Source organism: Mesorhizobium sp. M0478 (genome assembly GCF_040321305.1).
Taxonomy (GTDB): domain Bacteria; phylum Pseudomonadota; class Alphaproteobacteria; order Rhizobiales; family Rhizobiaceae; genus Mesorhizobium.
This window is the reverse complement of record NZ_JAMYRH010000016.1, coordinates 114185-141137: the sequence shown is the minus strand read 5'-3', so window position 1 is coordinate 141137 and position 26953 is coordinate 114185. Positions and strand designations below refer to the sequence as shown.

29 protein-coding genes and 1 pseudogene are annotated in these 26953 nt (G+C 63.7%); 22 read left to right on the top strand and 8 right to left on the bottom strand.

Annotated features, from left to right (window positions below; genetic code table 11):
* Window positions 1-56: 56 nt before the first annotated feature.
* A complete protein-coding gene (locus NKI64_RS28350; RefSeq protein WP_023673009.1) occupies window positions 57-215 on the bottom strand; it encodes a hypothetical protein in 159 nt (52 codons plus the stop codon).
* 178 nt (window positions 216-393) lie between these two features.
* Here NKI64_RS28350 and NKI64_RS28345 point away from each other — a divergent pair, with 178 nt between their 5' ends.
* Complete coding sequence (locus NKI64_RS28345; protein WP_023700560.1) at window positions 394-1365, top strand: glycosyl transferase family 90; 972 nt, start codon at window positions 394-396, stop codon at window positions 1363-1365.
* 20 nt (window positions 1366-1385) lie between these two features.
* Here the strand turns inward: NKI64_RS28345 and NKI64_RS28340 are convergent, their stop codons facing one another.
* On the bottom strand, window positions 1386-2429 hold the full coding sequence (locus tag NKI64_RS28340; RefSeq protein WP_352671470.1) for an aldo/keto reductase: 1044 nt from the start codon (window positions 2427-2429) through the stop codon (window positions 1386-1388).
* A gap of 243 nt (window positions 2430-2672) precedes the next feature.
* On the opposite strand from NKI64_RS28340, the gene ppk2 reads away from it, so the two are divergent.
* A complete protein-coding gene (gene ppk2 / locus NKI64_RS28335) occupies window positions 2673-3593 on the top strand; it encodes a polyphosphate kinase 2 (RefSeq protein WP_023689516.1) in 921 nt (306 codons plus the stop codon).
* Window positions 3594-3782: 189 nt separating this feature from the next.
* On the opposite strand, the gene NKI64_RS28330 is transcribed toward ppk2, so the two are convergent.
* Complete coding sequence (locus tag NKI64_RS28330; protein ID WP_352597469.1) at window positions 3783-4427, bottom strand: dihydrofolate reductase family protein; 645 nt, start codon at window positions 4425-4427, stop codon at window positions 3783-3785.
* A 109-nt stretch (window positions 4428-4536) separates the two neighbouring features.
* Window positions 4537-5232, bottom strand: a complete 696-nt coding sequence (locus tag NKI64_RS28325) for a winged helix-turn-helix transcriptional regulator (protein ID WP_023682403.1) — start codon at window positions 5230-5232, stop codon at window positions 4537-4539.
* A 176-nt stretch (window positions 5233-5408) separates the two neighbouring features.
* Between NKI64_RS28325 and NKI64_RS28320 the strand changes: the two genes are divergently transcribed.
* Entirely contained in the window at window positions 5409-5735 is a 327-nt protein-coding gene (locus NKI64_RS28320; protein WP_023693250.1) for a DUF1330 domain-containing protein, read from the top strand.
* 34 nt (window positions 5736-5769) lie between these two features.
* Here NKI64_RS28320 and hemB read toward each other — a convergent pair whose 3' ends face one another.
* The 3 genes from hemB to NKI64_RS28305 all read right to left on the bottom strand — a co-directional run bounded on the left by hemB (window position 5770) and on the right by NKI64_RS28305 (window position 7418).
* A complete protein-coding gene (gene hemB, locus NKI64_RS28315; RefSeq protein WP_023697453.1) occupies window positions 5770-6825 on the bottom strand; it encodes a porphobilinogen synthase in 1056 nt (351 codons plus the stop codon).
* A gap of 88 nt (window positions 6826-6913) precedes the next feature.
* Window positions 6914-7207, bottom strand: a complete 294-nt coding sequence (locus tag NKI64_RS28310) for a hypothetical protein (protein ID WP_245260449.1) — start codon at window positions 7205-7207, stop codon at window positions 6914-6916.
* Window positions 7167-7418: a pyridoxamine 5'-phosphate oxidase family protein gene (locus NKI64_RS28305; protein ID WP_245260289.1), complete on the bottom strand. Its 252-nt coding sequence runs from the start codon at window positions 7416-7418 to the stop codon at window positions 7167-7169. Before NKI64_RS28305 ends, NKI64_RS28310 begins: the two co-directional genes overlap by 41 nt.
* 180 nt (window positions 7419-7598) lie before the next feature.
* On the opposite strand from NKI64_RS28305, the gene NKI64_RS28300 reads away from it, so the two are divergent.
* From NKI64_RS28300 to ldtR, 3 genes are all read left to right on the top strand, one after another.
* Window positions 7599-8636, top strand: a complete 1038-nt coding sequence (locus NKI64_RS28300) for an enoyl-CoA hydratase/isomerase family protein (RefSeq protein WP_023697452.1) — start codon at window positions 7599-7601, stop codon at window positions 8634-8636.
* Window positions 8633-9055 (top strand): DUF6163 family protein, encoded by a 423-nt coding sequence (locus NKI64_RS28295; protein ID WP_023736468.1) that lies wholly within the window; start codon window positions 8633-8635, stop codon window positions 9053-9055. Before NKI64_RS28300 ends, NKI64_RS28295 begins: the two co-directional genes overlap by 4 nt.
* A gap of 203 nt (window positions 9056-9258) precedes the next feature.
* On the top strand, window positions 9259-9774 hold the full coding sequence (gene ldtR / locus NKI64_RS28290) for a transcriptional regulator LdtR (RefSeq protein WP_023672997.1): 516 nt from the start codon (window positions 9259-9261) through the stop codon (window positions 9772-9774).
* Here the strand turns inward: ldtR and NKI64_RS28285 are convergent, their stop codons facing one another.
* On the bottom strand, window positions 9775-10026 hold the full coding sequence (locus tag NKI64_RS28285; RefSeq protein ID WP_023821124.1) for a hypothetical protein: 252 nt from the start codon (window positions 10024-10026) through the stop codon (window positions 9775-9777).
* Between the two features lie 127 nt (window positions 10027-10153).
* Here NKI64_RS28285 and NKI64_RS28280 point away from each other — a divergent pair, with 127 nt between their 5' ends.
* The 16 genes and pseudogenes from NKI64_RS28280 (at window position 10154) to NKI64_RS28210 (ending at window position 26887) form a co-directional block, all read left to right on the top strand.
* Complete coding sequence (locus NKI64_RS28280) at window positions 10154-11407, top strand: L,D-transpeptidase family protein (protein ID WP_352671462.1); 1254 nt, start codon at window positions 10154-10156, stop codon at window positions 11405-11407.
* A 183-nt stretch (window positions 11408-11590) separates the two neighbouring features.
* Complete coding sequence (locus tag NKI64_RS28275) at window positions 11591-13237, top strand: Na+/H+ antiporter (protein ID WP_352671459.1); 1647 nt, start codon at window positions 11591-11593, stop codon at window positions 13235-13237.
* Between the two features lie 170 nt (window positions 13238-13407).
* Window positions 13408-14721, top strand: coding sequence for a serine hydroxymethyltransferase (gene glyA, locus NKI64_RS28270; protein WP_023669349.1), 1314 nt, complete (start codon window positions 13408-13410; stop codon window positions 14719-14721).
* Between the two features lie 79 nt (window positions 14722-14800).
* Window positions 14801-15385 (top strand): invasion associated locus B family protein, encoded by a 585-nt coding sequence (locus NKI64_RS28265; RefSeq protein ID WP_352671456.1) that lies wholly within the window; start codon window positions 14801-14803, stop codon window positions 15383-15385.
* A 138-nt stretch (window positions 15386-15523) separates the two neighbouring features.
* The gene (nrdR, locus tag NKI64_RS28260) at window positions 15524-16018 is read left to right on the top strand and encodes a transcriptional regulator NrdR (RefSeq protein WP_352671453.1); all 495 of its coding nucleotides are present in this window, start codon (window positions 15524-15526) and stop codon (window positions 16016-16018) included.
* A gap of 2 nt (window positions 16019-16020) precedes the next feature.
* Entirely contained in the window at window positions 16021-17151 is a 1131-nt protein-coding gene (ribD, locus tag NKI64_RS28255) for a bifunctional diaminohydroxyphosphoribosylaminopyrimidine deaminase/5-amino-6-(5-phosphoribosylamino)uracil reductase RibD (protein ID WP_352671451.1), read from the top strand.
* A gap of 1 nt (window position 17152) precedes the next feature.
* Window positions 17153-17770 carry a riboflavin synthase gene (locus tag NKI64_RS28250; protein WP_352671448.1) on the top strand — a complete coding sequence of 206 codons (618 nt, stop codon included), beginning with the start codon at window positions 17153-17155 and terminating at the stop codon, window positions 17768-17770.
* Window positions 17771-17816: 46 nt separating this feature from the next.
* Window positions 17817-17930 (top strand): annotated as a pseudogene (locus tag NKI64_RS32230) (hypothetical protein); the annotation flags it as partial.
* Window positions 17931-18011: 81 nt separating this feature from the next.
* Window positions 18012-18506 carry a 6,7-dimethyl-8-ribityllumazine synthase gene (gene ribH, locus NKI64_RS28245; protein WP_023693260.1) on the top strand — a complete coding sequence of 165 codons (495 nt, stop codon included), beginning with the start codon at window positions 18012-18014 and terminating at the stop codon, window positions 18504-18506.
* Entirely contained in the window at window positions 18503-19003 is a 501-nt protein-coding gene (gene nusB, locus NKI64_RS28240) for a transcription antitermination factor NusB (RefSeq protein ID WP_023682390.1), read from the top strand. The genes ribH and nusB overlap by 4 nt, the downstream gene beginning before the upstream one ends.
* Complete coding sequence (locus NKI64_RS28235; RefSeq protein ID WP_023689506.1) at window positions 19000-20217, top strand: MFS transporter; 1218 nt, start codon at window positions 19000-19002, stop codon at window positions 20215-20217. Before nusB ends, NKI64_RS28235 begins: the two co-directional genes overlap by 4 nt.
* Before the next feature lie 177 nt (window positions 20218-20394).
* The gene (osmF, locus tag NKI64_RS28230) at window positions 20395-21306 is read left to right on the top strand and encodes a glycine betaine ABC transporter substrate-binding protein OsmF (protein ID WP_023689505.1); all 912 of its coding nucleotides are present in this window, start codon (window positions 20395-20397) and stop codon (window positions 21304-21306) included.
* 316 nt (window positions 21307-21622) lie between these two features.
* Window positions 21623-22786, top strand: coding sequence for an ABC transporter permease (locus tag NKI64_RS28225; RefSeq protein WP_352671445.1), 1164 nt, complete (start codon window positions 21623-21625; stop codon window positions 22784-22786).
* Entirely contained in the window at window positions 22783-23721 is a 939-nt protein-coding gene (locus NKI64_RS28220) for an ABC transporter ATP-binding protein (RefSeq protein WP_023819344.1), read from the top strand. Before NKI64_RS28225 ends, NKI64_RS28220 begins: the two co-directional genes overlap by 4 nt.
* Complete coding sequence (locus tag NKI64_RS28215) at window positions 23718-24485, top strand: ABC transporter permease (protein ID WP_023689502.1); 768 nt, start codon at window positions 23718-23720, stop codon at window positions 24483-24485. Before NKI64_RS28220 ends, NKI64_RS28215 begins: the two co-directional genes overlap by 4 nt.
* Before the next feature lie 260 nt (window positions 24486-24745).
* Window positions 24746-26887: a sodium-translocating pyrophosphatase gene (locus NKI64_RS28210; RefSeq protein ID WP_023689501.1), complete on the top strand. Its 2142-nt coding sequence runs from the start codon at window positions 24746-24748 to the stop codon at window positions 26885-26887.
* Window positions 26888-26953: the final 66 nt, after the last annotated feature.

Here is a 26953-nt window from a genome sequence, read left to right as displayed (position 1 = left end):
AGACCGGCATTTTGCCAGGATCCGGCCCGTTTCGCGGGCCGGTGATCCTGTCTTGCCTATTTTTCTGTCTCGGTGTCGGTTTTGGAACTTGCCTCGTTCTCAGGCTCGGCGCGCTCCTTGGCCGCGACCTTGGCGGCGAGCTTCTCCGCCTTCTTGGCGGCCTTCTGCCGGTCGCGCTCTTTGCGTTCCTGACCGTAATTCGGTGGTCGAGCCATATCGTTTCCTTTCGCTGTGCCTGATCCTGCCTAGAAGCATTGGCCGGCAAACACAACAGCGCCGCGAGGGCAGATGCCAGCGGTTCTGGACTTGCGTGATGGCGAACACAATGGTTTAGAAAAGGCTGCGGGACAGTTGCTGGAGCCGCCGCCGACCGATTTCGAATCAAAACGACCGATGGCCACGCTTCAAAGAAACGCACAGAAGCTGATCTACTATGCGCGCAACGCCATGCGCGACATCGCGCCGCCGGTTCTTTTCCGGCGCCGGCTCGGCCGGCTGCTCGATCAGGCCAGGCTTTCCGACGCATCGGTCCGCCAGCGGCTCAATTACTACAACACGCTGCGGGAGCCTTTTAGCCCCAGCCCCGAGGCCGTGCCGGTCAGCCGGCTGCCGTCGGACCGCAGCATGTACTATTACGATCTGAAGGAGTTCACCCGTTATTTCGACCCAGATCTGCGCATCGACCTGGAATTCGGCGACGTCATCGAAGTGCCGAAGATGCCGTCGATCGTCAAGGACCGGCCGATAGCGGGCGACAACGGCAACGGCGTCCTGTTCAAGCTGAACAAGTTCCGTCATTTCTACATGCCGGCCGACGATGTCGCCTTCGCCGACAAGCATCCGCTCGTCGTTTGGCGCGGCGAACTCAACAATCCGATCCGCACCTTGTTGCTGGATGCAGCCCGCAATCTGCCGTTCTGCGATGTCGGCACGCCGAGGGCGACAGCACCTGCGGAATACCGCAAGCCCTATCTCAGCATCGATCAGCAGCGCCGCTACCGCTACATCATCTCGCTCGAAGGCAATGATGTCGCGACCAATCTGAAATGGATCATGAGCTCGAACTCGCTCTGCCTGATGCCGCCGCCGACTTACGAGACCTGGTTCGCCGAGGGGCAGCTCGAGCCCGATGTCCATTATGTGCCGCTGGCGCCCGACTTCAGCGATCTGGCCGAGCGGGTGCATCATCTCGAGCAGCATCCGGCCGAGGCCCAGCGCATCGTTGCGGCGGCCAACGCCTATTGCCGCAAATTCGCCGACGAGCGGGCCGAGCAGGCGATCTGCCTGCTCGTGCTCTACAAATATTTCGTGCTCAGCGGCCAGATCGAGCCCGATCCGCAGGTCTGGCGGTTTATCGCGGGCTAGCGGCTTCCGGCGCCCTTAAGTCAGATGACGCTGCGGTCCATAACCAGATCGGCCGGGCCGAAGCGGTCCTTCGCCGTAAACTGCTGGTGCCAGTAGGGATAGAGCACCGGCGGCCGGCTGACGGCATCGAGACGCTGGCATTCATCAAAGGACAGCGTCAGGCTTGCCGCGGCGAGATTGTCTTTCAACTGGGCCTCGTTGCGTGCGCCGATCACCAGCGAACTGACGGCCGGCCGGCCAAGCAACCAAGCCAGCGCCACCTGGGCCGCCGAGACGCCGCGAGTGGCGCCGATGTCGACCAGCACGTCGACGATCCGCCACAGCCGGCCCTCGTCGCGGATCGGCGGTTCCGACCAGCCGCCGATCTGGCGCGCCGTCGGACTGTCGCGGCGGTATTTGCCCGACAGCAGGCCGCCGGCGAGCGGGCTCCACACCAGCACGCCAAGGCCCTGGTCGACCGAGATCGGCAAGAGCTCATACTCGGCCTCGCGTGCTTCCAGCGTGTAGTGGATCTGCTGGGTGACGAAACGCGGCTGGTGCTGGCTGTCGCTGATGCCGAGCGCCTTCATGACCTGCCAGCCGGAATAGTTGGAGCAGCCGACATAGCGGATTTTGCCCTGGGCAACCAGCGTGTCGAGCGCGGAGATGGTTTCCTCGAGCGGTGTCGCGCCGTCCCATTCGTGCAGGAAATAGATGTCGATGACATCGGTCCTGAGGCGCTTCAGGCTCTTCTCGCATTCGCGGATCAGATGATGGCGCGACAGGCCTTCGTCATTGGGGCCCTTGCCGATCCGCATGCGCGCCTTGGAGGCGATCAGCACGTCGTTCTTGCGCTTGCCGCCGAGCGCCTCGCCGATGATCTCTTCCGACAGACCGTTGGAATAGACATTGGCGGTGTCGATGAGATTGATGCCGGCATCGATGCAAGTGTCGATGATGCGCGAGGCCTCCGCGAGATCGGAATTGCCGACGGCAGCGAACGGCCCGCTGCCGCCGAAGGTCATGGTTCCCAAGGTCAGCGCCGAAACTTTCAAGCCGGAACGGCCAAGCGTGCGGTATTCCATGTCAGATCCTCGTAGTTTTGGTGGGGAGGTGGTTTTAGCAGGAAAGGGCGGGGAAGCCCGAACGGGTCCGCCATTTGTAGGACAATTTGAGCGCCTTGTCGCCATCCCAGGGCGATGGATCGGCAATGCTCGCTGGTTTGCAGTGATGACCGGCTGGCCGGCGGCTTGCAATAAAACCGTCATTGCCGGCCTATATCAAGTCGGCTCAGGGTTTCATGTCAGCCGGCAAGCGGAGCAGTGGAAATGAATGAGCTAAAGCAGAATTCTGCGGCCAGGGATTGGCTGGAAGCCGAACTCGCCGACACGCTCGATGAGGACTATGAGCTGGAAATCTCGGAGCCGGCGCTGTCGCTGGAGATCGCCAAGATCTACAAGAACGCGCATCCGCCGTCGATCGATCGCATGCAGTATTTCCGCGACCTGATCGGCTTGCAGTCGGAACTGATCAAGCTGCAGTCCTGGGTTGCCTACCACAAGAAGAAGCTGGTGGTGGTTTTCGAGGGCCGTGATTCCGCCGGCAAGGGCGGCGTCATCAAGCGCATCACCCAGCGCCTCAACCCGCGCATCTGCCGCGTCGTGGCGCTGCCGGCGCCGACCGAGCGCGAAAAGTCACAATGGTATTTCCAGCGCTACGTGCCGCATCTGCCGGCCGGCGGCGAGATCGTGCTGTTCGACCGCTCCTGGTACAACCGCTCCGGCGTCGAGCGGGTGATGGGCTTTGCCGAACCCGATCAGGTCGAAGAGTTCTTCCGCGATGTGCCGGAGTTCGAACGCATGCTGGTCCGCTCCGGCGTCACGCTGGTCAAATACTGGTTCTCGATCACCGACGAGGAACAGCAGATGCGCTTCATGATGCGCATCCACGATCCGATGAAGCAGTGGAAGCTGTCGCCGATGGACCTGCAGTCGCGCGTGCGCTGGGAGCAGTACACCAAGGCCAAGGAAGAGACGTTTGCCCGCACCAACATCCCAGAGGCACCGTGGTACATCGTCGAAGGCAACGACAAGAAGCGGGCGCGGCTGAACTGCATCGACCATCTCCTCAAACAGCTGCCCTATGAGGACGTGCCGCACGAAGAAATCACGCTGCCCGAGCGAGTGTTCAACCCGGAGTACGAGCGCCAGGTCCTGCCGCGCGAGCTTTACGTGCCGGAGAAGTATTGAGCACTTTTCCTTCTCCCCGTTTCACGGGGAGAAGGTGCCTGAAGGGCGGATGAGGGGCAGCGCCGGCATCGACGAATTCACAGCCGTCGGACGCTGCTAACCTCCAAAAGCAGCGCTGCCCCTCATTGCCTGCCGGGCATTTCTCCCCGCAAAACGGGGAGAAAGAAGCCTGCGCCTGTTACTTCGCCACTATACCCGCTTGATCGTCACATGCGTGGCGAGCGCCGTGGCCACCTGCTCGGTGCACTGGTAACCCAGCTTCAGCATATCCAGCCCGGCAAACAGGCTCTCGCCCCTCCCGAGCAACACCGGCGACACAGCCAGATGCAACTCGTCGATGAGCTTCTCTTGCAGATATTGCCGGATGGTGGAAACGCCGCCGCCGACGCGGACATCCTTGCCGCCGGCCGCAGCCTTTGCTTGTTCGAGCGCGGCGTGGATGCCGCCGGTAACGAAGCGGAAAATGGTGCCGCCTTCCATCACAATGGGGTCGCGCTTGTGATGGGTCAGCACGAAGGTCGGCACGTGATAGGGCGGGTTGTTGCCCCACCAGCCCTTCCAGTTCTCATCCGGCCATTCGCCGCGGATCGGGCCGAACATGTTGCGGCCGAGGATCCAGGCGCCGACATTGTCGAAGCTGCGGACGGTGAACCGGTCGTCCACATCGGTGCTGCCGCCATCCTTGCCGACCATCTCGTGGAAGGTGCGGGTGCCGGTCATCCATTTGTGCAGATCTTCGCCACCAACGCCGAGCGGATTTTGCAGGTCCTGGTCAGGACCGGCGCCGAAACCGTCGAGCGACAAGGTGAAGGCATTGACGCGCAGTTTGGACATGGAAGACTCCCTTTGGTGACCAGTTGTGATTTGCAATCAGTATTCAAACTGATTGCATTTTGCAACTAGTATTTTTAGAGGCAAACCGATCTGTGGAATGCGCAGGGACTCAAGCCGCCACGCGCTTCGGCATCACCGCAAACGGGCTGAGCCCAAGCCAGATCTGCATCTTGCCGGCGACGTCGAGATCGCCGGTCAGGCTGATCTTGTCGCGTTCCTTGTGAACTGTCGTCAGCCCCATCCAGATCGAGGTCATGGTGCACAGATCGGTCGAGACGTAGAGATCGACGTCGAAGCCCGGATCGTACCAGCAAAGATCGACCTCGCCCTGCTTTTCGACGATCAGCCACCACGATCGTTTTGACGCCGGCAGGTCATGGTACAGGAATTGTATCACGGTGCGCCCGTCCGGCAGCGGACTGGGGTTCAGATTGCGCCGCATGTCCCACATCAGCAGCGACGGATCGAGGTTTTTGAGCGACAGCCTGGCCTCGACCCATTTCTGGCCCCAAAACCCCATCGCCTCGACAACCGGGCGCAAATCCCGGCCCGCCTCGGTCAGCCGGTATTCGAACACGCCCTTCTCGGTCGCGATCTCGGTCCGCTCGACGATGCCGCCGGCCTCGAGGTCCTTGAGCCGTTGCGACAGAAGGGTTGGCGACATTTTCGGCACGCCGCGGCGCAAATCGTTGAAGCGGGTCGATCCCGCCACCAGTTCGCGCAGCAGCACCATGGTCCAGCGTGTGCAGAGCAGCTCGGCGGCCATGGAGAGCGGGCAGAATTGCTTGTAACCGGCTTGTGTCATGTGGTGAGCTCCAAAAGATGTTGCCGGACCTTATTCAGAAAACCTGAGTTCAGCCAGTACAGAAGCTGTACTGGCACCCCCGGTACAGTTCTGTGACTGGAGCGGTCCGGCGCCGCCGTGCGAGGCAGCGGTCACGTCACCGGGCAGTCCGGTGCCGATCCATGAGGAGTTGGACAATGACCGCTTACGTGATCGCAGACATCAAGGTGAAGGACGACAAATGGGTGCCCGCCTATGCCGCTTCGGTGCATGACCTCGTCCACAAGCATGGCGGCAAGTATCTCGCCCGCAGCGGCAATGTGAAGACGCTGGAGGGCAAGCCGCTCGACACCAGCCTGATCGCCATCATGGCGTTTCCGTCGGCAAAGGCAGCCGAAGCCTTCACCAACGATCCGCAATACGCTCCGTTTGTGGCGGAGCGTCAGAAGGGCAGCGACAGCCGCTTCCAACTGATCGACGATACCGATCTCGCCGGAACGATTCCTTATTTGCCAAAGGCGTGAGGAAAAGCCGGAACCCGGAGCATCCAGGTTCCGGCTAACCCTTCAGCATTTGCGCCACTTCCGGCGCGAAGTAAGTCAGGATGCCGTCGCAGCCGGCGCGCTTGAAGGCGAGCAGGCTCTCCAGCATTGCCTTTTCGCCGTCGATCCAGCCATTGGCGGCCGCCGCCTTGATCATCGAATATTCGCCTGACACCTGGTAGGCGAAGGTCGGCATCTGGAACTCGTCCTTCAGCCGGCGGATGATGTCGAGATAGGGCAGGCCGGGCTTGACCATCAGCATGTCGGCGCCCTCGGCGATATCCTGCTCGGCCTCGCGCACCGCTTCGTCGGAATTGGCGTGGTCGAGATAGTAGGTCTTCTTGTCGCCCTTGAGCAGGCCGGCGGTGCCGACCGCCTCGCGGTAGGGGCCGTAGAAGGCGGAGGCGAATTTCGTCGCATAGGACATGATCGCCACATCCTGAAAACCATTGGCGTCGAGTGCGTCGCGGATGGCGCCGATGCGGCCGTCCATCATGTCGGACGGCGCGATGATGTCGGCGCCGGCCGCTGCCTGGATGACGGCCGCGGCGGTCACCTGTTCCACTGTCTCGTCATTGACGATGATGCCGTCGCGCAAGATGCCGTCATGGCCGTGCGAGGTGAACGGGTCGAGCGCCGCATCGGTGATGATGCCGATCTCCGGCACCGCGTCCTTGATGGCGCGGGTGGCGCGGTTGATGATGTTTTCCGGGTCGAGGATGTGCGATCCCGTCTGGTCGCGCAGGCTGAGTTCAACATTGGGGAAGGTGGCGATCGCCGGAATGCCGAGCTTAGCGGCCCGCTCGGCCTCCTTGACGGCGAGGTCCAGCGACAGGCGGAAGACGCCGGGCATGGCGGCGATCGGCTCGCGCGTGTTCTTGCCGTCGATCACGAAGATCGGCCAGATCAGATCGTCCACGGTAAGCCGGTTTTCCTGCACCAGGCGGCGCGACCAGTCGGCCTTGCGCATGCGCCGCAAGCGGCGGCTGCCGGTGATCTCGTCGACGCTGCGCGCACCGGCGGGCTTTGCCGGTGCGAATTTGTTGCTCGTCGCGGGGGTGAATTTGTTCATCGCAAAAACTCCGGGTCGAGGCGGCTTTTACCACGAGGCCTTGCCTCTGACCAATGCGACACGATTGTGCCAGTCGATAACGCGCTGCTTACGGCTTCGGCGGCCACGCCAGCTCGGGGCCGGTTTTGAAGAACGACACATTGTTGGTGAAGATGCTCTCCGGGGCGAGCCGGATCAGGCGCCCGTCCGGATGGTCGATGTCGGCCACATTGTCGATGAACCAGCGGTTCCAGGTCGCCTCCGGGCCGAGATATTTGTGCAGCAGCCGTTTGAAGCGGTTCGGCGCCATCGCTTCGATGGTGGCGACGCCGCGCAGGCCGAGATGCAGCAGGATGCCGGCCTCATTGTCGAAATGGACGATCTCCACGGCGCAGCGGGTCACGTTCGAGGTGTTTGACAGCACTTGCCCCGGTCGAGCCGAGCAGCCAGATCGCAGCGTCCTCCCAGATGAACCACATCGGCGCGTTGCGCGGCGCGCCGTCAGGCGTCACGGTCGCCAGATTGGCCATCAGCGGGCGGCTGAGAACATCATCCGGGTCGAACTTTTTCGGCATCTCCCAGCCATGGCTCGGCGCTGCGGTTTCAAGCGTCATGCGTTTGTCCCTGCATCAGAAGAAAGGCTGTTTTGCCCGGCAATTTTGCGCGCATTTCTGTCGGGGGCAAAGCACGGTCGCGTTCCCTTGCGAAAATCCAAACCGCGCCCGCCGGTTGACGCACCCATGCGCCACCTTTAGCACTTCAGTCCCGCAGGCGCGGGGAGGGATTCTCTGACGATGGTTTTTGGCGGCGGCGACGAGATCCGCTTCGAACGGTTGGGCAAGGCGGGCGTCGTCACGCTGACGCGGCCGCAGGCGCTCAATGCGCTGACACATCGCATGATCAAGGCGCTGGACAAGGCGCTCGACGCTTTTGAGCGCGATACCGGCGTCGATGTCGTCATCGTCAAGGCCGAGGGCAGGGCGTTTTGCGCCGGCGGCGACATCATGCACGTCTACGAGGCCCGCGCCGGAAAGCCGCCGGTCGAGTTCTTCGCCGACGAATACCGGCTCAACGCCCGCATCAACAGTTACAAAAAGCCCTATGTCGCGCTGATCGACGGGATCGTTATGGGCGGCGGCGTCGGCATCTCTTTCCACGGTTCGCAGCGTGTGCTGACCGAGAACGCCCAGTTCGCCATGCCCGAAGTCGGCATCGGTTTCTTCCCCGATGTCGGCGGCAGCCATCTTCTGCCCGACCTTGGCGGCAGCTTCGGCATGTATCTGGCGCTGACCGGCAACCGCATTCGCTATGGCGATGCGCTGTGGTCTGGCCTGGCCACCCACACCATCAAGGCCGCCGACCAGGCTGCCTTTCTCGATCGGCTCTGCGCCAATGGCGATCCGGAATCGGTGCTGCGCGGCTTTTTCGTGCCGGCCAGGCGGGAGACCGGCCAGCCGGTGCTGGAAGCCATTGCCCGGCATTTTTCCCAACCCTCGCTCGCCGAAATCCTCGAGAGCCTGGAGCGGGCGGCAGGCGCCGACGAGTTTGCCGCCAAGACGCTGGCCACCATCCGCACCCGCTCGCCGACCAGCCTCAATGTCGCGTGGCGCCAGATCAGCGCCGGGCTGACGCTGTCGATGGAAGCCTGCATGAAGATGGAGTTCCGCATCCTCAACCGCATGCTGGCCGGGCACGACTTCTATGAAGGCATCCGCGCCGTCCTCGTCGACAAGGGTTCGACGCCGCAGTGGCGGCCGGCAAGCCTGGCCGAGGTCGACGCTGCTTCGGTGGACGCCTATTTCGCGCCGCTCGAACGGGAGCTCGAACTGTGAGCGAGGTCACGTCGCGGCGCATCGTGCTGCAGCCCTCGGGTGTCGAGATCATCTTCGCCTGGTTCCAGCGCGTCATAGCGGGCTATTGCCTGCTGTTCGGCATCCTGTACTGGATCCGGCTGATCGGCTTTTATCCCGGCCCGCTGTGGCGCTTCGACCTGATGCCGGTGCACTGGCAGGTCGTGGCGGTGATGCTGGCCGTGTTCTTCCCCTTCGCCGCCGCCGGCCTCTGGATGCTGGCGTCGTGGGGCCCGGTGATCTGGTTCATCTGCGCGGTGACCGAGACCATCATGTATGCCGGCTTCCCCGATCTGTACGGCCACCGGCCGCTGATCGTCTTCTCGCATGCCGCGGTGGCGCTGCTCTACATCGCCTTCCGCGCCGTTATCTGGATGCGCAAGCGCCCCGCGCGCGCCTGAAACGCCGCCCCGCAGCCATTGGGTAAATCTTTAGGTTAATTATCCTTGCTCGGGTGACCGTTCGTTAAGCGTCTTGCGAAACCTATTACCGGTAAGCTCTTGTTAGCCCTAGCGTTTAAGTCGAATTTTATGAGTATTCGATAGTGTCGCAATCAAGGTGAAAAACAAAAAATCACCAGGGCGACAAACGAGAGGCAAAGACAATGATCAATTCGCGTCCGGCGGCGAAGACCGCCAACGTATCCGACGATCGCCGCGAGGCTATCCGTTCGCTTTACATGGAATCGCTGCAGCTGGTGGAGCGTCTGCATCGCCGTCTGCTTGACGTGATCAAGGACGAGTTCGACCGCAACGGCCGTTCCGACATCAATGCCATCCAGGCGCTGCTTCTGTTCAATATCGGCAATTCCGAACTGACCGCCGGCGAGCTGCGCTCGCGTGGCTACTATCTCGGCTCGAACGTCTCCTACAATCTGAAGAAGCTGGTCGATCTCGGCTTCATCAACCACCAGCGCTCGCGCATCGACCGCCGTTCGGTCCGCGTTTCGCTGACGCCGAAGGGCAATGAAGTGGCGGAAGTCGTCGCCGGTCTCTATGAGCGCCATGTCGGCTCGATCGAACAGGTCGGCGGCATCAACAGCGAAGAGTTCAAGCAGATGAACCGCGCGCTGCAGCGCCTCGACCGCTTCTGGAACGACACGATTGCCTACAGGATGTAATCAGCGGGCCATTGAATAGCAGCTGCGCCGGAAGAAGCGCGGCCGGAGGCAAGTCTCAGCCAACAGGCCGGTGCCGAAAAGCACCGGCCTTTTCTTTTTCGAGCCGCCTGCGCTTCCAATTCGGCGCAAAGCCACGTTGCCGCCATATTCGCGGTGGAAGCGAGGGGTGTGGGTATGCGGCGGCGAAAGCTGTTCGCGCGCCTGTAAGGTCGCATCGCGGTCCGCTTTTGACGGCCAGGTGACGCAGGTCATGGTTGGCTAATTGTTAACAGTGCCAACTTTAGAGTGCGGGCGATATCGCCCAACATCGAGCACGTAGCCGAACGCTGCAACAGCCAAACGCTAGAAGCCAAACACGACAAGAATGTCTGGAACGTCCATGAGAACCAGCCGCCGCCTTTTCCTTTCCGGAGCTTCCGCGCTCGCCGTTGCCATGGTTGCCAATGCCGCCAGCGCGCAGGATGTGATCGACGATATCCTGAAGTCTTCGAACCGTGGCAATTGGGACGACCAGTTCGATGCCCGCGCCTCGGAGGGCGGCAAGGTCGCCTCGACGCTGCCGATCTTCAGCCTGCAGACGGTCGCCTTCACCGAACAGGCGGTGGCGCAGTATCAGAACATCGTCGCCCAGGGCGGCTGGGGCGAGGTGCCGGCGACCAAGAAGCTGCAGCTTGGCGTCGACGATCCGGACGTGGTGCCGCTGCGCAAGCGGCTGATGGTTTCGGGCGACCTGGCGCAGAGCGCCGGCATTTCGACGTCGTTCGATTCCTACGTCGACGCCGCGGTCAAGCGCTTCCAGGCGCGCCATGGCCTGCCGGCCGACGGCGCCATGGGCAAATACACCTATGCCGCGATGAACGTTTCGGCGCAGATCCGCCTCGGTCAGCTGCAGACCAACCTGGAGCGCCTGCGCGAAAAGGCCGGCACGCTGGGCAGCCGTTATGTGCTGGTCGATATCCCGGCGGCACAGATCGAGGCGGTCGAGAACGATCGCGTCGTGCTGCGCCACACCGCAATCGTCGGCAAGATCGACCGCCAGACCCCGGTGGTCAATTCCAAGATCAACGAGATCATCGTCAATCCTTACTGGAACGCGCCGGTCTCGATCGTGCGCAAGGACATCATTCCGCTGATGCGGAAGAACCCCGACTATCTCAAGGACAGCCACATCCGGCTGTTTGCGCCTGATGGCAGCGAAGTCGATCCGATGACTGTCGACTGGTCGACGGATGATGCCGCAAAATACCGCTTCCGCCAGGATCCGGGTTCCGGCAACGCCATGGCCTCGGTGAAGATCAACTTCCCCAGCCCCGACGGCGTCTACATGCACGATACGCCGCAGCAAAGCCTGTTCGGCAAGATGATGCGCTTCGATTCCTCGGGCTGCGTGCGTGTCCAGAACGTGCGCGACCTCGTCACATGGATCCTGCGCGACACACCCGGCTGGGATCGCCAGCATTTCGAGGCGACCATCAAGACCGGCGAGAACACGCCGGTGCAGGTCGTCAACCCGGTTCCCGTCCACTTCCTCTATGTGTCGGCCTGGTCGACGGGTCCGGGCGTCGTGCAGTTCCGCGACGACGTCTACGCGCTCGATGGCGCCAGCGAACTGCAGATCACCTCTTCGCTCTAGGTGCCTGAATTGTTTATGAAAAGGCCGCCGTGAGGCGGCCTTTTCCGTTCGACATCCCAACAGAAGAAGACTGGTGGCCGCCAGCCATGCAGGCCATGAACACTGCCGGACGTTGGGCCGCAGGCCCATCTGGACGGACTAACGGCAATTGCGCATGGTCCTCAAAACAGCCGGAATCGCGCCATGCAGGTCGCAATCCTCATCCTCACCGTGCTGGTCTTCGTCGCTCTTTCCGGCGCACTGGTGCGGTTGGTTCGGCTGCCGCTGCCGGTGCTGCAGATTGCCATCGGCGCCGCGCTCGCATGGCCGGTGAAGGGCATCCATGTCGAGATCGACCCCGAACTCTTCCTGCTGGTGTTCATCCCGCCGCTTTTGTTCGGCGATGCCTATGGAGCGCCCAAACGCGAGCTGATCGCGCTGCGCGGACCGATCCTCGATCTGGCCATCGGGCTGGTCTTCTTTACCATTGTCGGCTTCGGTTATGCCTTGCACTGGTTGGTGCCGAGCATCCCGCTGGTCGTCGCCTTCGCGCTCGCCGCCGTGCTGTCCCCGACCGACGCCGTCGCGGTGTCCTCGATCGTCGACAGAAGCCTGGTGCCGGCGCGGCTGATGCATATTCTGGAAGGCGAGGCGCTGCTCAACGACGCCTCGGGCCTGGTCATGTTCCGCTTCGCCGTCGCCGCCGCCGTGACCGGCAGCTTTTCCTTCGCCGATGCATCGCTGTCCTTCGTCTATGCCGTCGCCATCGGGATCCTGGCCGGCATCGCCGCGTTGTTCATCGCCGCCAGGCTGCTGCAGCTTCTGAATCGCATCGGCGGCGTTCCGGCCGAGGCGCAGGTTCTGGTCATGGTCCTGCTGCCCTTCATTGCCTATCTCGTCGCCGAACATCTGCATGCCTCAGGCATTCTGGCGGCGGTCACCGCCGGGCTTTTGACCGGCGGCTCCGGCGTCTTCCGCTTCCTCGGCGTCTCGGCGCGCATGCAAACGATCTCGCTGTGGACGACCTTGTCCTTCGTCTACAATGGCGCGCTGTTCATCGTGCTCGGCATGCAGCTTCCCGAAATCATTCGCCGCGTGCCGCCCGAACTGACCGGCCATTACCCGATCATCCAGCCGGTCGCGACGGTGATAGCGCTGACGCTGTGCCTGATCGCGCTGCGCTTCCTCTGGATCTGGGTCGGCGATATCGCGGCAGGCCTCAAGGCAAAATGGGGAAAGCGCAAGGCCGAGCCGTTTGGCATGCGTGTGCGGCTTGCCGGCTCGGTGGCGGGCGTGCGCGGCGCGATCACGCTGGCCGGCATCCTGTCGCTGCCGGTTGCCATGCCGGACGGCTCGTCTTTTCCGGCGCGCGACCTGGTGATCTTCCTCGCCGCCGGCGTCATCATCTGTTCGCTCGCCATCGCCAGCGTGGCGCTGCCGAAGATAGCGCACGGACTGGTCGGGCCGGGCGAGGATGGCAGCGCCATCGAGGAGCGTCTCGCCCGCATCGGCGCCGCCAAGGCGGCCATCGCCCGCGTCGAAAGCATGGCGGGCGCCAGCGACGACGACCAGGGCGAGGTGCCCGGCGCCAGGCTTGCCGCCGCCGAAAACATCGTCGCCGGCTACCGGCGCCGGATCGCCACTTCGGACGAGGCCGACGACGCCCGGGCAGAGGCCCGCGAAGCCGGGCGGCTGGAGCTCGAAATGCGGCTTGCCGGCATCGAGGCCGAGCGCATCGCCGTGCGCGACATGTTAAGCAGCGGCGCGATCAACGACCATACGGCGCGGGCGCTGTTTACCGAGATCACGCTCACCGAAGCCTTGCTGCAGGGGCGGCAGGAGCGAAAATAGCGGTTCAGGGCCGCTCTGGCGCAATCCGGCCAGCAAATTTCGCGCTGCAAACGTGGCGAGGCGAAAACAACTGTGTTAATGGCGCGGCAATGCATGTCGCCCGGAACCGTGCAGCGGTTCGGGACAACGATATGCATAGATAAATGCCCCGAACCGAAGGATTTCAGGCCATGGCAACTGCAGCGGCAGCGTCGAACAAATTCGAATCCTTCTTCGAAACCACGCTGGAAGATGCCGATCCGGAGATCTTCGGCTCGATCCGCAACGAGCTTGGCCGCCAGCGTCACGAGATCGAGCTGATCGCCTCGGAAAACATCGTTTCGCGCGCCGTGCTCGAGGCGCAGGGCTCGATCATGACCAACAAATACGCCGAGGGTTATCCGGGCAAGCGCTATTATGGCGGCTGCCAGTTCGTCGACGTCGCCGAGGAACTCGCCATCGAGCGCGCCAAAAAGCTGTTCGGCTGCAACTTCGCCAATGTCCAGCCGAATTCCGGCAGCCAGATGAACCAGGCGGTCTTCCTGGCGCTGCTGCAGCCGGGCGATACCTTCATGGGCCTCGACCTGAACTCCGGCGGCCACCTGACGCACGGCTCGCCCGTCAATATGAGCGGCAAATGGTTCAAGGTCGTTTCCTATGGCGTGCGCAAGGACGACCATCTGCTCGACATGGACGCGATCGAAAAGACCGCGCATGAGACCAAGCCGAAGCTGATCCTGGCCGGCGGCACCGCCTATTCGCGCATCTGGGACTGGAAGCGCTTTCGCGAGATCGCCGATGCGGTCGGCGCCTATCTGATGGTCGACATGGCCCATATCGCCGGCCTGGTTGCCGGCGGCGTGCATCCGTCACCGCTGCCGCACGCCCATGTCGTGACCACGACCACGCACAAATCGTTGCGAGGCCCGCGCGGCGGCATGATCCTGTGCAATGACGAGGACATCGCCAAGAAGATGAACTCGGCGGTTTTCCCCGGCCTGCAGGGCGGCCCGCTGATGCATGTCATCGCCGCCAAGGCGGTCGCCTTCGGCGAGGCGCTGAAGCCGAGCTTCAAGCTCTATGCCGAGAGTGTCGCCGCCAACGCGAAGGCGCTGGCGTCGAGCCTCAAGGAAACCGGCCTCGACATCGTCTCCGGCGGCACCGACAACCATCTGATGCTGGTCGATCTCAGGCCCAAGAACGCCACCGGCAAGCGCGCCGAGGCAGCGCTCGGCCGCGCCAACATCACCTGCAACAAGAACGGCATCCCGTTCGATCCGGAAAAGCCTTTCGTCACCTCTGGCGTGCGTCTGGGCACGCCGGCCGGCACCACGCGCGGCTTCGGCCAGGCCGAGTTCCGCGAGATCGGCAAGCTGATCGCCGAAGTGCTGGACGGGCTGAAGGTCGCCAATTCCGACGAAGGCAATGCGGCTGTGGAAGCGGCGGTGAAGGCAAAGGTCGTGGCGCTGACCGATCGTTTCCCGCTCTATCCCTATCTCGGTTGACCGCCAGCGGCGCATCGTCTTTTATCCCGCGCTCTGCGCCGCTTGCTGTCCGGGCGGCGCGGCCTGTGGAGATCTGACGATGCGCATGTTCCATCCTGCCGTTCTGGCCTTCCTCGGCTTGCTTGCCACCTTCACTGTGTCGTGCGCGATCGCCGAGGAGCAGACGCAGCCGGGCACGGATATCCCGGCCACCAGCACCTTTGGCAGGTGGACCACGATCATCGATGCGCTCGACACCGGCCAGGATTCGCACAAGACCTGTGCGGCCTCGACAGCCTTTGTCGACGGCAACGGCAATGCCGGCACGCTGACGCTTTCGATCTCGACTGGCGACGCCCTGCCGCCCGATGCCTATCCGGCGATCATGTTCACCATCGCCAACAAGGAGCTGCCGACCGGCAAGAAGATCGCCACGACCTTTGGCGACCCCGGCGTCAAGGTTTCCGCGACCGTCTATTCCAATGATGCCGGCCGCCCGAGCTGGACCGTCGACAACCAGGTCAAGACCAGTCTCGCTTTGTTGCGGGCCATGCGCCAGGTCATCTCGCTCGATGTGACGTTCGGCAAGCAGGCTGTCGCCAGCATCCCGATGGATGGCTTCACCAAGGCCTACCGCAACCTCGGAACGTCCTGCGGCTTCCCGACCAAGGACGTCGCCCCCTGACATATCTGGCGCGGCTGGCAATTTTCCTCCCGCCTCGCTATCTCTGAGGGCGCGAGCGGCCGTTGCCGAACCTTTGCCGTCCCGGCAAAAACCTCTAAGCCTATCGTTCCGCCAGAATCGCCAACCTGAAGGCTCTCCATGCGCTGTCCCTATTGCCAGTCCGAAGATACGCAGGTGAAGGATTCGCGCCCCGCCGAGGATGGCGCGGCGATCCGCCGGCGGCGCGTCTGTCCCGATTGCGGTGGCCGTTTCACCACTTTCGAGCGCGTCCAGTTGCGCGACCTCGTGGTGTTGAAGAAGTCCGGCAGAAAGGTGCCGTTCGACCGCGACAAGCTCTTGCGTTCGGTGGAGATCGCGGTGCGCAAGCGCAATGTCGATCCCGAGCGCATCGACCGCGCCGTCACCGGCATCGTGCGCCAGCTCGAAAGCTCCGGCGAGACTGAAATCGCCTCGGGCGAGGTCGGCCGGCTCGTCATGGAAGCGCTGAAGTCGCTCGACGACGTCGCCTATGTCCGCTTCGCCTCGGTCTATCGCAATTTCCGTGAGGCCAAGGACTTCCATGACGTGCTGGGTGAGCTCAAAGGTGACGAACTCAAAGGCGACGAGCTGAAGAGCGAAGAGGACGCCGGCTGAGCATGGCAAGCCAAACGTCAGGGAAGGCCGATCAGCAGGCCCTCGATCGCCGCTTCATGGCCGCGGCGCTGAGGCTCTCGCGCAGAAATGCCGGCCGCACCTCGACCAACCCTTCCGTCGGCACCATAATCGTTCGCGACGATGGCGCCGGCCCGATGATCGTCGGCACAGGGGTCACGGCTGTTGGCGGCCGGCCGCATGCCGAGACCGAGGCGCTGACTGAAGCCGGCGAGTTGGCGCGCGGCGCCACCGCCTATGTCACGCTGGAGCCCTGCGCCCACCATGGCCGCACGCCGCCTTGCGCCAACGCGCTGGTCAATGCCGGAGTGGCGCGGGTGGTAGGCGCTGCCAGCGATCCCGATCCGCGCGTCTCCGGCAAAGGCTACGCCATCCTGCGCGCCGCCGGCATCGAAGTGGTCGAAAAGGTGCTGGTCGAGGAAGCCGCCGGGCAGATGGCCGGCTATTTGATTCGATCCCTGAAAAAGCGCCCGGAAGTGACTCTGAAGCTTGCGCTTTCCAGCGACGGCAAGATCGGCAGGTATGGCGCCGGCCAGGTTGCGATCACCGGCGATGTCGCCCGCCGCGAAGTCTATCTGATGCGCGCCGAAGCCGATGGCATACTGGTCGGCATCGGCACGGCGCTGGAGGATGATCCCGCGCTCACCGTGAGGCTGCCGGGGCTGGAGAACCGCTCGCCGGCGCGCATCGTGCTCGACCGCCAGATCAGGCTGCCCGAAGCCTCGAAGCTGGTCTCCGGCATCGACCGGGTGCCGCTCTATATCGCCGCGAGCCTGGAGGCCGACCCGCTGCGGCGGTCGGTGCTGGAGCGTGCCGGTGTGCGCTTCATCGGCACCGAAACCCATGAAGGCGGCATTGCCTTGCCGGAGCTGCTCGAGGATCTCGGCGCGCTCGGCATGGCCAGCGTTCTGGTCGAAGGCGGCGCCAAGGTAGCCAGCGCCTTCCTCGCCGAAGGACTGGTCGACCGCATCGTGCTGTTCCAGGGACCGGAAGCGATCGGCGAGGGCGGCATTGCGTCGCCCATCGACGCCAACCATATCCCGGCAGGCTTCCGCAAGTTGCGCGAGATACGCTTCGGGGAAGACAGCTATGCCGAATGGGTGAGAGATATCTGAAATGTTCACTGGAATTGTCACCGATATCGGCACCGTCGCGGCCGTCAAGCCGCTGAGCGAAGGCGTCGGCCTGCGCATCGACACCGCCTATGACCCCGCGACGATCGCCATCGGTGCCTCGATCTCCTGCGGCGGCGTCTGCCTGACGGTGACGGCGCTGCCAGATGGCGGGTCCAACGCACGCTGGTTGGAGGTCGAAGCCTGGGAAGAGGCCCTCAGGCTGACCACGGCGTCGGGCTGGAAATCAGGCACCAAGGTCAATCTCGAGCGGGCACTGAAGATCGGCGACGAACTTGGCGGCCACATCGTCTCCGGCCATGTCGATGGCATGGCCGAAATCGTCGAGCGGAAGGATGAAGGCGATGCCGTTCGCTTCACGCTGGAGGCGCCGCGCGAACTGGCAAAATTCATTGCCCCAAAAGGCTCCGTCGCACTCGACGGCACCTCGCTCACCGTCAACAAGGTCGAAGGCGCCCGTTTCGATGTGCTGTTGATCCACCATTCGCTGACCGTGACCACTTGGGGCGAGCGCAAGGTCGGCGACAAGGTCAACCTCGAGATCGACACCATGGCCCGCTACGCCGCGCGCCTAGTCGAGGCGGCGAAAGAGGGGCTTTGATGGCCGCAAGACTCACAATCGAACAGAAAAGCGGCTTACGCGCGAAGCAATGGCCGATGTAGACGCGGGTCGTGTAGTGGATCACGAAGCTGTTCTCGTCTGGGCTGAAAGCCTCTGCAGCGAGTGCCCGCTACCGACGCCCAGCCCAAAGACGCGCTAGGCCAGGCTTCGCCTCCAGCAATCTTCCGCTTGCGATCAAACCGGCTTCGGCCTAAGTCACCGGCTACCCCCGGAGACATTTATGGCTGGCACATCCCAACACGGCAAAGCGTTCATTCGCCCGAAGAAGAAGGCCCACCTTCTGATCATCGAGGCGCGCTTTCATGACGATCTTGCCGACGCACTGCTCGACGGCGCGACGAGCGCGCTCGACGAAGCCGGCGCGACCTATGACGTCGTCACCGTTCCCGGTTCGCTGGAAATTCCAGCCGTGATCACTTTTGCGCTCGACGGCATGGGCGAGGGCGGCAAGGACTATGATGGTTTTGTCGCGCTCGGCACCATCATCCGCGGCGACACTTATCATTTCGACATCGTCGCCAATGAATCGAGCCGCGCGCTGATGGATCTCTCGGTGCAGGAAGCGATTGCGATCGGCAACGGCATCCTGACCACCGAGAACGACGCGCAGGCCTGGACGCGCGCCAAGCGCTCGGAGGGCGACAAGGGCGGCTTTGCCGCGCGCGCGGCGCTGACCATGATCGCGCTCAAGGAGAAGCTGGGAGCGCAATCGTGAGCGAACCCGCTTCGCCCGGCCAGCCCGCGATACGCCACGCCAACAAGCGTGGCGCCGCCCGTCTGGCCGCCGTGCAGGCGCTTTACCAGATGGACGTGGCCGGCAGCGGCGTCTTCGAGATCACCGCCGAATACGAGGCGTTCCGGCTCGGCAAGGAAGTCGACGGCGCGCTTTATCGGGAGGCCGACGCGCAGTGGTTCCGCGCCATCCTGGCCGGCGTCGTCGAGAACCAGACGACCATCGATCCGATCATACGCCAGGCGCTGACGGAAGACTGGCCGCTGTCCAGACTCGATTCGACGTTGCGCGCCATCCTGCGCGCTGGCGTCTACGAACTGATGAAGCGCGACGACGTGCCGGTGGCCGTCATCGTTTCGGAATATGTCGACATCGCCAAGGCCTTCTACGAGGAAGACGAGCCGAAGCTGACCAACGCCGTGCTCGACCGTGTGTCGCGCCGGGTGCGGGGCGAGGGGCGCGGCAAGGACGCATTGTGACCGGCACCGTCGCCGGCGCAGCACGGGACGCGCGCCGCACGGCGATCATCCTGGCGACGTCGCAGGCGATTATCGGTTCGGCCGCGCCGATTGCCATTTCCATGGGCGGGCTGGCCGGGCAATATCTGCTTGGCCCCGATAAGTCGCTGGCAACGGCGCCAATCACTGGCTTCAACATCGGCGTGGCGCTCGGCGCGTTGCCGGCCGCGGCCATCATCCGTTGGCTCGGCCAGCGCGGCGGTTTCATGACCGGCACCATCGTCACCGCGCTTGGCGGCGTCATCTCCACGTTGGCTCTGTTCCACGCCAGCTTCTGGCTGTTCGCTTTCGCGCTGCTGGTGATCGGCGTCGGCGGCGCCTTCGTCCAGCAGTTCCGCTTCGCCGCCGCCGATAATGCTCCGCCCGAATTCAAGGCGCGCGCCATTTCCTTCGTGCTGGCCGGCGGCGTCATCACCGCGATTCTCGGGCCGCAGATCGTCATCTTCACCCGCGAATTGCTGGCGCCGGTGATGTTTGCCGGCTCGTTCGTGGCCATTCCGGTTCTGGCGGCGGCCGGCGCCATCATCCTGTCATTCCTGCGCATCCCGGCCAAGGCTCCCGGCCACGCGGAAGTCGCGTCAAGCGACGCCCGGCCGCTGTCCGAGATCGTCACCCGGCCGCGTTTCGTCGCGGCACTGTTTTGCGCCGTCGGCAGCTATGCGCTGATGAGTTTCGTCATGACCGGCGCGCCGCTGGCCATGGTCGGCTGCGGCCTGTCGACGGACGACGCCACGCTCGGCATTTCCTGGCATGTGATGGCGATGTTTGCGCCGAGCTTCTTCACCGGATCGCTGATCCATCGCTTCGGCGCCGAACGCATCGTCGCAACCGGCCTGGTCCTGCTCATCGGCTGCGCCGCGGTGGCATTGTCCGGCCTGCATTTGTGGCAGTTCTGGACGGCGCTGATCCTGCTTGGCCTCGGCTGGAATTTCGCCTTCATCGGCGCCACCTCCATGGTCGCCGACAGCTACCATCCGTCCGAAAAGAGCAAGGTGCAGGGCTTCCACGACTTCGTCCTGTTCGGCTCCGTCGCCTTCGCCTCGCTAATGTCGGGCGCCATCTACAATGCCTGGGGCTGGGAGATGCTGAACTGGCTGGTTTTCCCGGTCGTCGCCCTGTGTTTCGTCGCCCTTGGCGCGCTCAAACTGACCGGATCGCGCAAAGCCCGCGCCTGATCCGGTTCTATCTTTGGCTTGGCACGACCTGTCAGCATGGCGCCGACCGAATCGCGGCGACCGCACAAAATTATTGCTTCTGTACCCATTGTTATGAAACCGTGTGCCCCGACGGGGCGTTGAAGCCATGCTCATATGCGGCCACCGCATTTCGGTCCAAAGCAAGGGGTTTTCACAATGTTTTCAGTCAAGATTCTGGCCGGCGCGGCGTTGGCGCTCGGCATCACGGCCGCCTCCGCCAATGCCCAGGTGGTCGTCTCCTCGAAGATCGACACCGAGGGCGGCGTGCTCGGCAACATCATCCAGCTTGTGCTCAACGCCAACAACATCAAGACCACCGACCGCATCCAGCTCGGCGGCACGCCGGTGGTACGCAAGGCGATCACCGCCGGCGAGATCGACATCTATCCCGAGTACACCGGCAATGCCGCTTTCTTCTTCGAGAAGGCCGACGATCCGGTCTGGAAGGATGCCGCCAAGGCCTATGAGACCGCCAAGAAGCTCGACTATGACGCCAACAAGATCGTCTGGCTGTCGCCGTCACCGGCCAACAACACCTGGGCGATCGCGCTGCGCAAGGAGGTTGCCGAGACCAACAAGCTGGCGACCCTGACCGACTTCGGCAAATACGTCGCCGGCGGCGGCACGGTGGTTTTGGCGGCGTCGGCTGAGTTCGTCAATTCGGCGGCAGCCCTGCCGGCGTTCCAGACCACTTACGGCTTCACGCTGAAGCCGGAGCAGTTGATCACGCTTTCGGGCGGCGACACCGCCGCGACAATCGGTGCTGCCGCCAACCAGACCAACGGCGCCAACGCCGCCATGGTCTACGGCACCGACGGCGGCATCGCGCCGTCCGGCCTGGTCGTGCTCGCCGACGACAAGGGCGTGCAGCCGGTCTACCAGCCGGCGCCGATCATCCGCGAAGCGGTGCTGAAAGAGCATCCGGAGATCGAGACGCTGTTGAAGCCGGTGTTCGCCAAGCTCGACCTCGTCACGCTGCAGGAACTCAACGGCCGCGTCCAGGTCGGCGGCGAGCCGGTCAAGGGTGTCGCCGAGGACTTTTTGAAGAAGAACGGGTTTTTGAAGTAGTCAGCGCATAGCTGATCGTGACGCTGGTGCGAGACACCCCTCTCTGGAAGCTGCTGATCTCCCCCCTTGCGGGGGAGATGTCCGGCAGGACAGAGGGGGGTGCTGTCCCGCCGACCTCACAACCGGTAGCAGGTGCGTGCCTCGACAGGGTTGCTTCCGAACAGGCCGACGCTCGAGAGCTGACGATCCTTCACACCCCCCTCTGGCCTGCCGGCCATCTCCCCCGCAAGGGGGGAGATCGGACTTCGCGTCGGCTTGCACCGATCACCAGCGTAGTCTGCGCAACGTGGAAAATCGCTCCTCATGAGGGGCATCCATGACCCTGCGTTTCGACAAGCTCGGCATGGTTATCGCGGCGATCGTTGCCTATGCGGCGTTTCTGGCTCCGTTCGCCACCTTCCGCGCCAATCGTATCGTTCCCGGTCAGGCGCGCTCGATCCTGGAGGCGCTGCCGGCCACAGTCGGGCCGCTACTGCTGGCGATCGTCGTCGTGGCCGCAATTGTTGCCTTGCTGAAAACCCCGCTTGTCCTGCGCCTGGCCGCAAGCGTCGTGGCGCTCGCCGCCCTTGCCATCCTGATCGGTGTCGCCGGCACCTTCCTGACGCCGGCCGGCAACACCTTCGCCCGCATCTCGCCGGCTTCCGGGTTCTGGCTGTTGATCTTTGCCTTCACATTGTTGCTCGCCGACGTGCTGACCAGGCTCAACCTGTCGCCACCGGCCCGCATCGGCGTGCTCGTCCTCGCGGCGCTGGCCATCGGCTTGTTGCTGATATCGGGGCAGTGGGACAGCCTGTCGATCCTCAAGGAATATGCAAACCGCGCCGATAGTTTCTGGGCGGAAGGCTCCAAGCACATCACACTGGCGCTGGGGTCGCTGGCGGCGGCGGTGATCGTCGGCCTGCCGCTCGGCATCCTGTGCCACCGCGTCGAACGGTTGCGGGCCGGCGTGCTCAATGTGCTCAACATCGTCCAGACCATACCCTCGATCGCGCTGTTCGGCCTGCTGATCGCGCCGCTCGGCTGGGTTGCCGCGCATGTTCCGGGTGCCGCAGCGCTCGGTATCAGAGGCATCGGCACCGCGCCCGCCTTCGTGGCTTTGTTCCTCTATTCGCTGCTGCCGGTGGTGGCCAACACCGTGGTCGGGCTTGCCGGCGTACCCCGCGCGGCCAATGATGCAGCGCGCGGCATGGGCATGACCGATGGCCAGCGCCTGTTCGGCGTCGAGTTTCCGTTGGCCTTTCCGGTGATCCTCACCGGCATCCGCATCGTGCTGGTGCAGAACATCGGCCTGGCCACCATCGCAGCACTAATCGGCGGCGGCGGCTTTGGCGTCTTCGTGTTCCAGGGAGTTGGCCAGACGGCGATGGACCTGGTGCTGCTTGGCGCCGTGCCGACGGTGGCGCTGGCTTTTGCCGCGGCCATCATCCTCGACGCAGTAATCGAAATGACCGCCACCAGGCGCAGGGTTGAAACGGCATGATCGAGATCGAAGGCATTACCAAGCGCTATGACGCGACGACCGTGGTCAACGACGTGTCCATGGTCGTCGAGCCGCGCACGGTTTGCGTCATTGTCGGTACCTCCGGTTCCGGCAAGACGACGCTGCTGCGAATGATCAACCGGCTGGTCGAGCCGACCGCCGGCGTCATCAAGCTCGACGGCAACGACAACCGCACGCTGCCCGGCTACGAGCTGCGCCGCAGCATCGGCTACGCTATCCAGGGCCACGGCCTGTTCCCGCACCGCACCGTTGCGCAGAACATCGCCACCGTGCCGGTCCTGCTGGGCTGGGACAAGGACCGCATCAAGGCCCGCGTCGATGAGTTGATGACACTCTACCAGCTCGACCCCGAGGCCTATGGCCCGCGCTACCCGCACGAACTGTCCGGCGGGCAACAGCAGCGTGTCGGCGTCGCCCGCGCGCTCGCCGCCGAGCCCAATGTGCTTCTGATGGACGAACCGTTCGGCGCACTCGACCCGATCATCCGCACCAAGGCGCAGGAGGACCTGCTGGCAATCCAGAAGCGCTTCGGCACCACCATCATCCTCGTTACCCACGACATGGAGGAGGCGGTCCATATGGGCGACAAGATCGCCGTCATGGATGCCGGAAAGCTGGTGCAATACGCCAAGCCGGAAGAGATCCTGGCGCGGCCGGCGAACGCCTTCGTCGAAACCCTGGTCGGCGCCAGCGAAAAGCCGTTCCGGCTCTTGTCGCTCGGCCGCGTGCGCGACGCCGTGGAAAAGGGGACTGCCGAAGGCGAGGCGATCCCAGGCGACGCCAGCCAGCGCGACGCGCTGGCCGAGCTTCTGTGGTCGGGCCGGCCGGCGCTGCCGGTCAAGGGCGAAGACGGCAAGCTGCTCGGCCGCGTCACCGTCGACGGGCTGGTGAAGCGCGCGGCGAGGCCGGCATGAAAGGGGCCGGTCTAAAAGCCTGGCTGCCTTCGCTGCTCAGGCTTGCCCTGGTGGTGCTTCTCATAGCCTTCGTCACCAATCCCGGCTGGTTCGAGCCGCTGTTGAAGCCGCTGACCGAAAACAATGCGCCGGCGATCTACAATCAGGGCAGCCTGCTGACGCTGACCCTGCTGCATCTCAGGACCGTGCTGATCGCTACCGTCGCCGCAACCATCGTTGCCGTGGCGCTTGCCATCCTGGTGACCAGGCCGGCGGGCGCCGAATTCCTGCCGCTGTCGCGCAGTCTGGTGAACATCGGCCAGACCTTTCCGCCGGTGGCGGTGCTGGCGCTGGCGGTGCCCGCCGTCGGTTTCGGCGAGAAGCCGACGCTGATTGCGCTGTTTCTCTACGGCCTGCTGCCGATCTTCGAGAACGTGCTGACCGGCCTCACGACACTGCCCGGCAACATCATGGAGGCCGCGCGCGGCGCCGGCATGACGGGCTGGCAAAGGCTGATCAAGGTCGAATTGCCGCTGAGCGCGCCGATCATTCTGGGCGGCATAAGGCTGTCGGTGGTGATCAGCCTGGCCACGGCGACGATCGGTTCGACGGTTGCCGCCAAGACGCTGGGCGAGGTGATCATCGCCGGCCTGCTGTCCAACAATCTCGCCTTCGTCCTGCAAGGCGGCCTGATCGTCGCGGCGCTGGCGGTGCTGATCTATGACGGACTGTCCGCCATCGAGCGCTACACGGCGCGCAAGATGGGGCAGGAGACTGGCGACTGACCTTCGCTGGACTGCGGGCAAAGCATTGACTGACGCGGCGTCATTTCAATCGATCTAATAGCAGGGCATCGGCAATGGGAATGTTGTGGCCTAAACCTTTTGGCTGAAAGCGGGGCAAAAACCGAACAATATCTTGACGTTCCGAGCCCTGTTTCGCATACACCGCTGCGAAGGACGGATTCCGCCTAGGCTTATCCGCTCCCCGCACCAACGGCCCAGGGAGGGGTTCTTTTGGGCCATCAATCGAGGAAAATTCGGCAATGACCATCATTTCTGCCGTCATCGCCTGCGGCTTGCTTTCAATCCTTTACGCCATCTGGGCGACACGATCGGTTCTTGCAGCCGATCAGGGCAATGCACGCATGCAGGAAATCTCCGCCGCCATCCGCGAAGGCGCGCAGGCCTATCTGGCGCGCCAGTACACCACCATCGCCATCGTCGGCGTGGTGGTGCTCGTGCTCGCCTGGTGGCTGCTTTCGATCACCGCCGCGGTCGGCTTCCTGATCGGCGCCGTGCTTTCGGGCGCCGCCGGTTTCATCGGCATGCACGTCTCGGTGCGCGCCAATGTGCGCACCGCGCAGGCTGCGTCCAACAGCCTCGCCGCCGGTCTCGACATCGCCTTCAAGTCGGGCGCCATCACCGGTATGCTGGTGGCTGGCCTGGCGCTGCTCGGCGTGTCGATTTACTACTATATTCTGACCGGCCCGATGGGCCTGCAGCCCAATGACCGCATCGTCATCGATGCGCTGGTTTCGCTCGGCTTCGGCGCTTCGCTGATCTCGATCTTCGCCCGTCTGGGCGGCGGCATCTTCACCAAGGGCGCCGACGTCGGCGGCGATCTCGTGGGCAAGGTCGAAGCCGGTATTCCCGAAGACGATCCGCGCAACCCGGCCACCATCGCCGACAATGTCGGCGATAATGTCGGTGATTGCGCCGGCATGGCCGCCGACCTCTTCGAGACCTATGCGGTGACCGTCGTTGCCACCATGGTGCTGGCTGCCATCTTCTTCGGCGGAACCGCCGCTCTGGGTGCGGCGATGCTCTATCCGCTCGCGATCTGCGGCGCCTGTATCCTGACCTCGATCGTCGGCACCTTCTTCGTCAAGCTCGGTTCCAACGGCTCGATCATGGGCGCCCTCTACAAAGGCCTGATCGTCACCGGCCTGCTGTCGATCGTCGGTCTCGGTGTCGCTACCTCGGCAACCGTCGGCTGGGGCGAGGTCGGCACCGTCGCCGGCATGACCATCATCGGCAAGAACCTGTTCATCTGCGGCCTGATCGGTCTCGTTGTGACCGGTCTTATCGTGGTGATCACCGAATACTATACCGGCACCAACAAGCGCCCGGTGAACTCCATCGCCCAGGCCTCGGTGACCGGTCACGGCACCAACGTCATCCAGGGACTTGCGGTGTCGCTCGAATCGACCGCACTGCCGGCAATCGTCATCGTCGGCGGCATCATCTCGACCTACCAGCTCGCCGGCCTGTTCGGCACGGCGATCGCGGTCACCACCATGCTCGGCCTTGCCGGCATGATCGTCGCCCTCGACGCCTTCGGCCCGGTCACCGACAATGCCGGCGGCATTGCCGAAATGGCCGGCCTGCCCAAGGAAGTGCGCCACTCCACCGACGCGCTCGACGCGGTCGGCAACACCACCAAGGCGGTGACCAAGGGCTATGCCATCGGTTCGGCCGGCCTCGGCGCGCTGGTGCTGTTTGCGGCCTATTCGAACGATTTGAAGTTCTTTGCCGCCAATGGCGACAAATATCCGTACTTCCAGGGCATGGGCGATGTCTCCTTCGACCTCTCCAATCCCTACGTCGTAGCCGGCCTGATCTTCGGCGGTCTGATCCCGTATCTGTTCGGCGGCATCGCCATGACGGCCGTCGGCCGTGCGGCCGGCGCCATCGTCGAGGAAGTGCGCAAGCAGTTCCGCGAGGATCCGGGCATCATGGCCGGCACCTCCAAGCCAAACTATGCCCGCGCCGTCGACCTTCTGACCAAGGCGGCGATCCGCGAAATGATCATCCCCTCGCTGCTGCCGGTGCTGGCGCCGCTCGTCGTCTATTTCGGCGTGCAGCTGATCTCGGGCTCCAAGGCGTCCGCCTTTGCGGCGCTCGGCGCCTCGTTGCTCGGCGTCATCGTCAACGGCCTGTTCGTCGCCATCTCGATGACTTCGGGCGGCGGCGCCTGGGACAATGCCAAGAAGTCGTTCGAGGACGGTTTTGTCGACAAGGACGGCGTCAAGCACCTCAAGGGGTCCGAAGCGCACAAGGCTTCGGTCACCGGCGACACGGTTGGCGATCCCTACAAGGACACCGCCGGCCCGGCGGTCAACCCGGCAATCAAGATCACCAACATCGTGGCGCTTCTGCTGCTGGCCGTGCTCGCGCACGGCTAAGGCAACGCCACTGCTTCAGGAACAAACCCGCGGGAGCGATCCCGCGGGTTTTTGTTTGAGATTTAC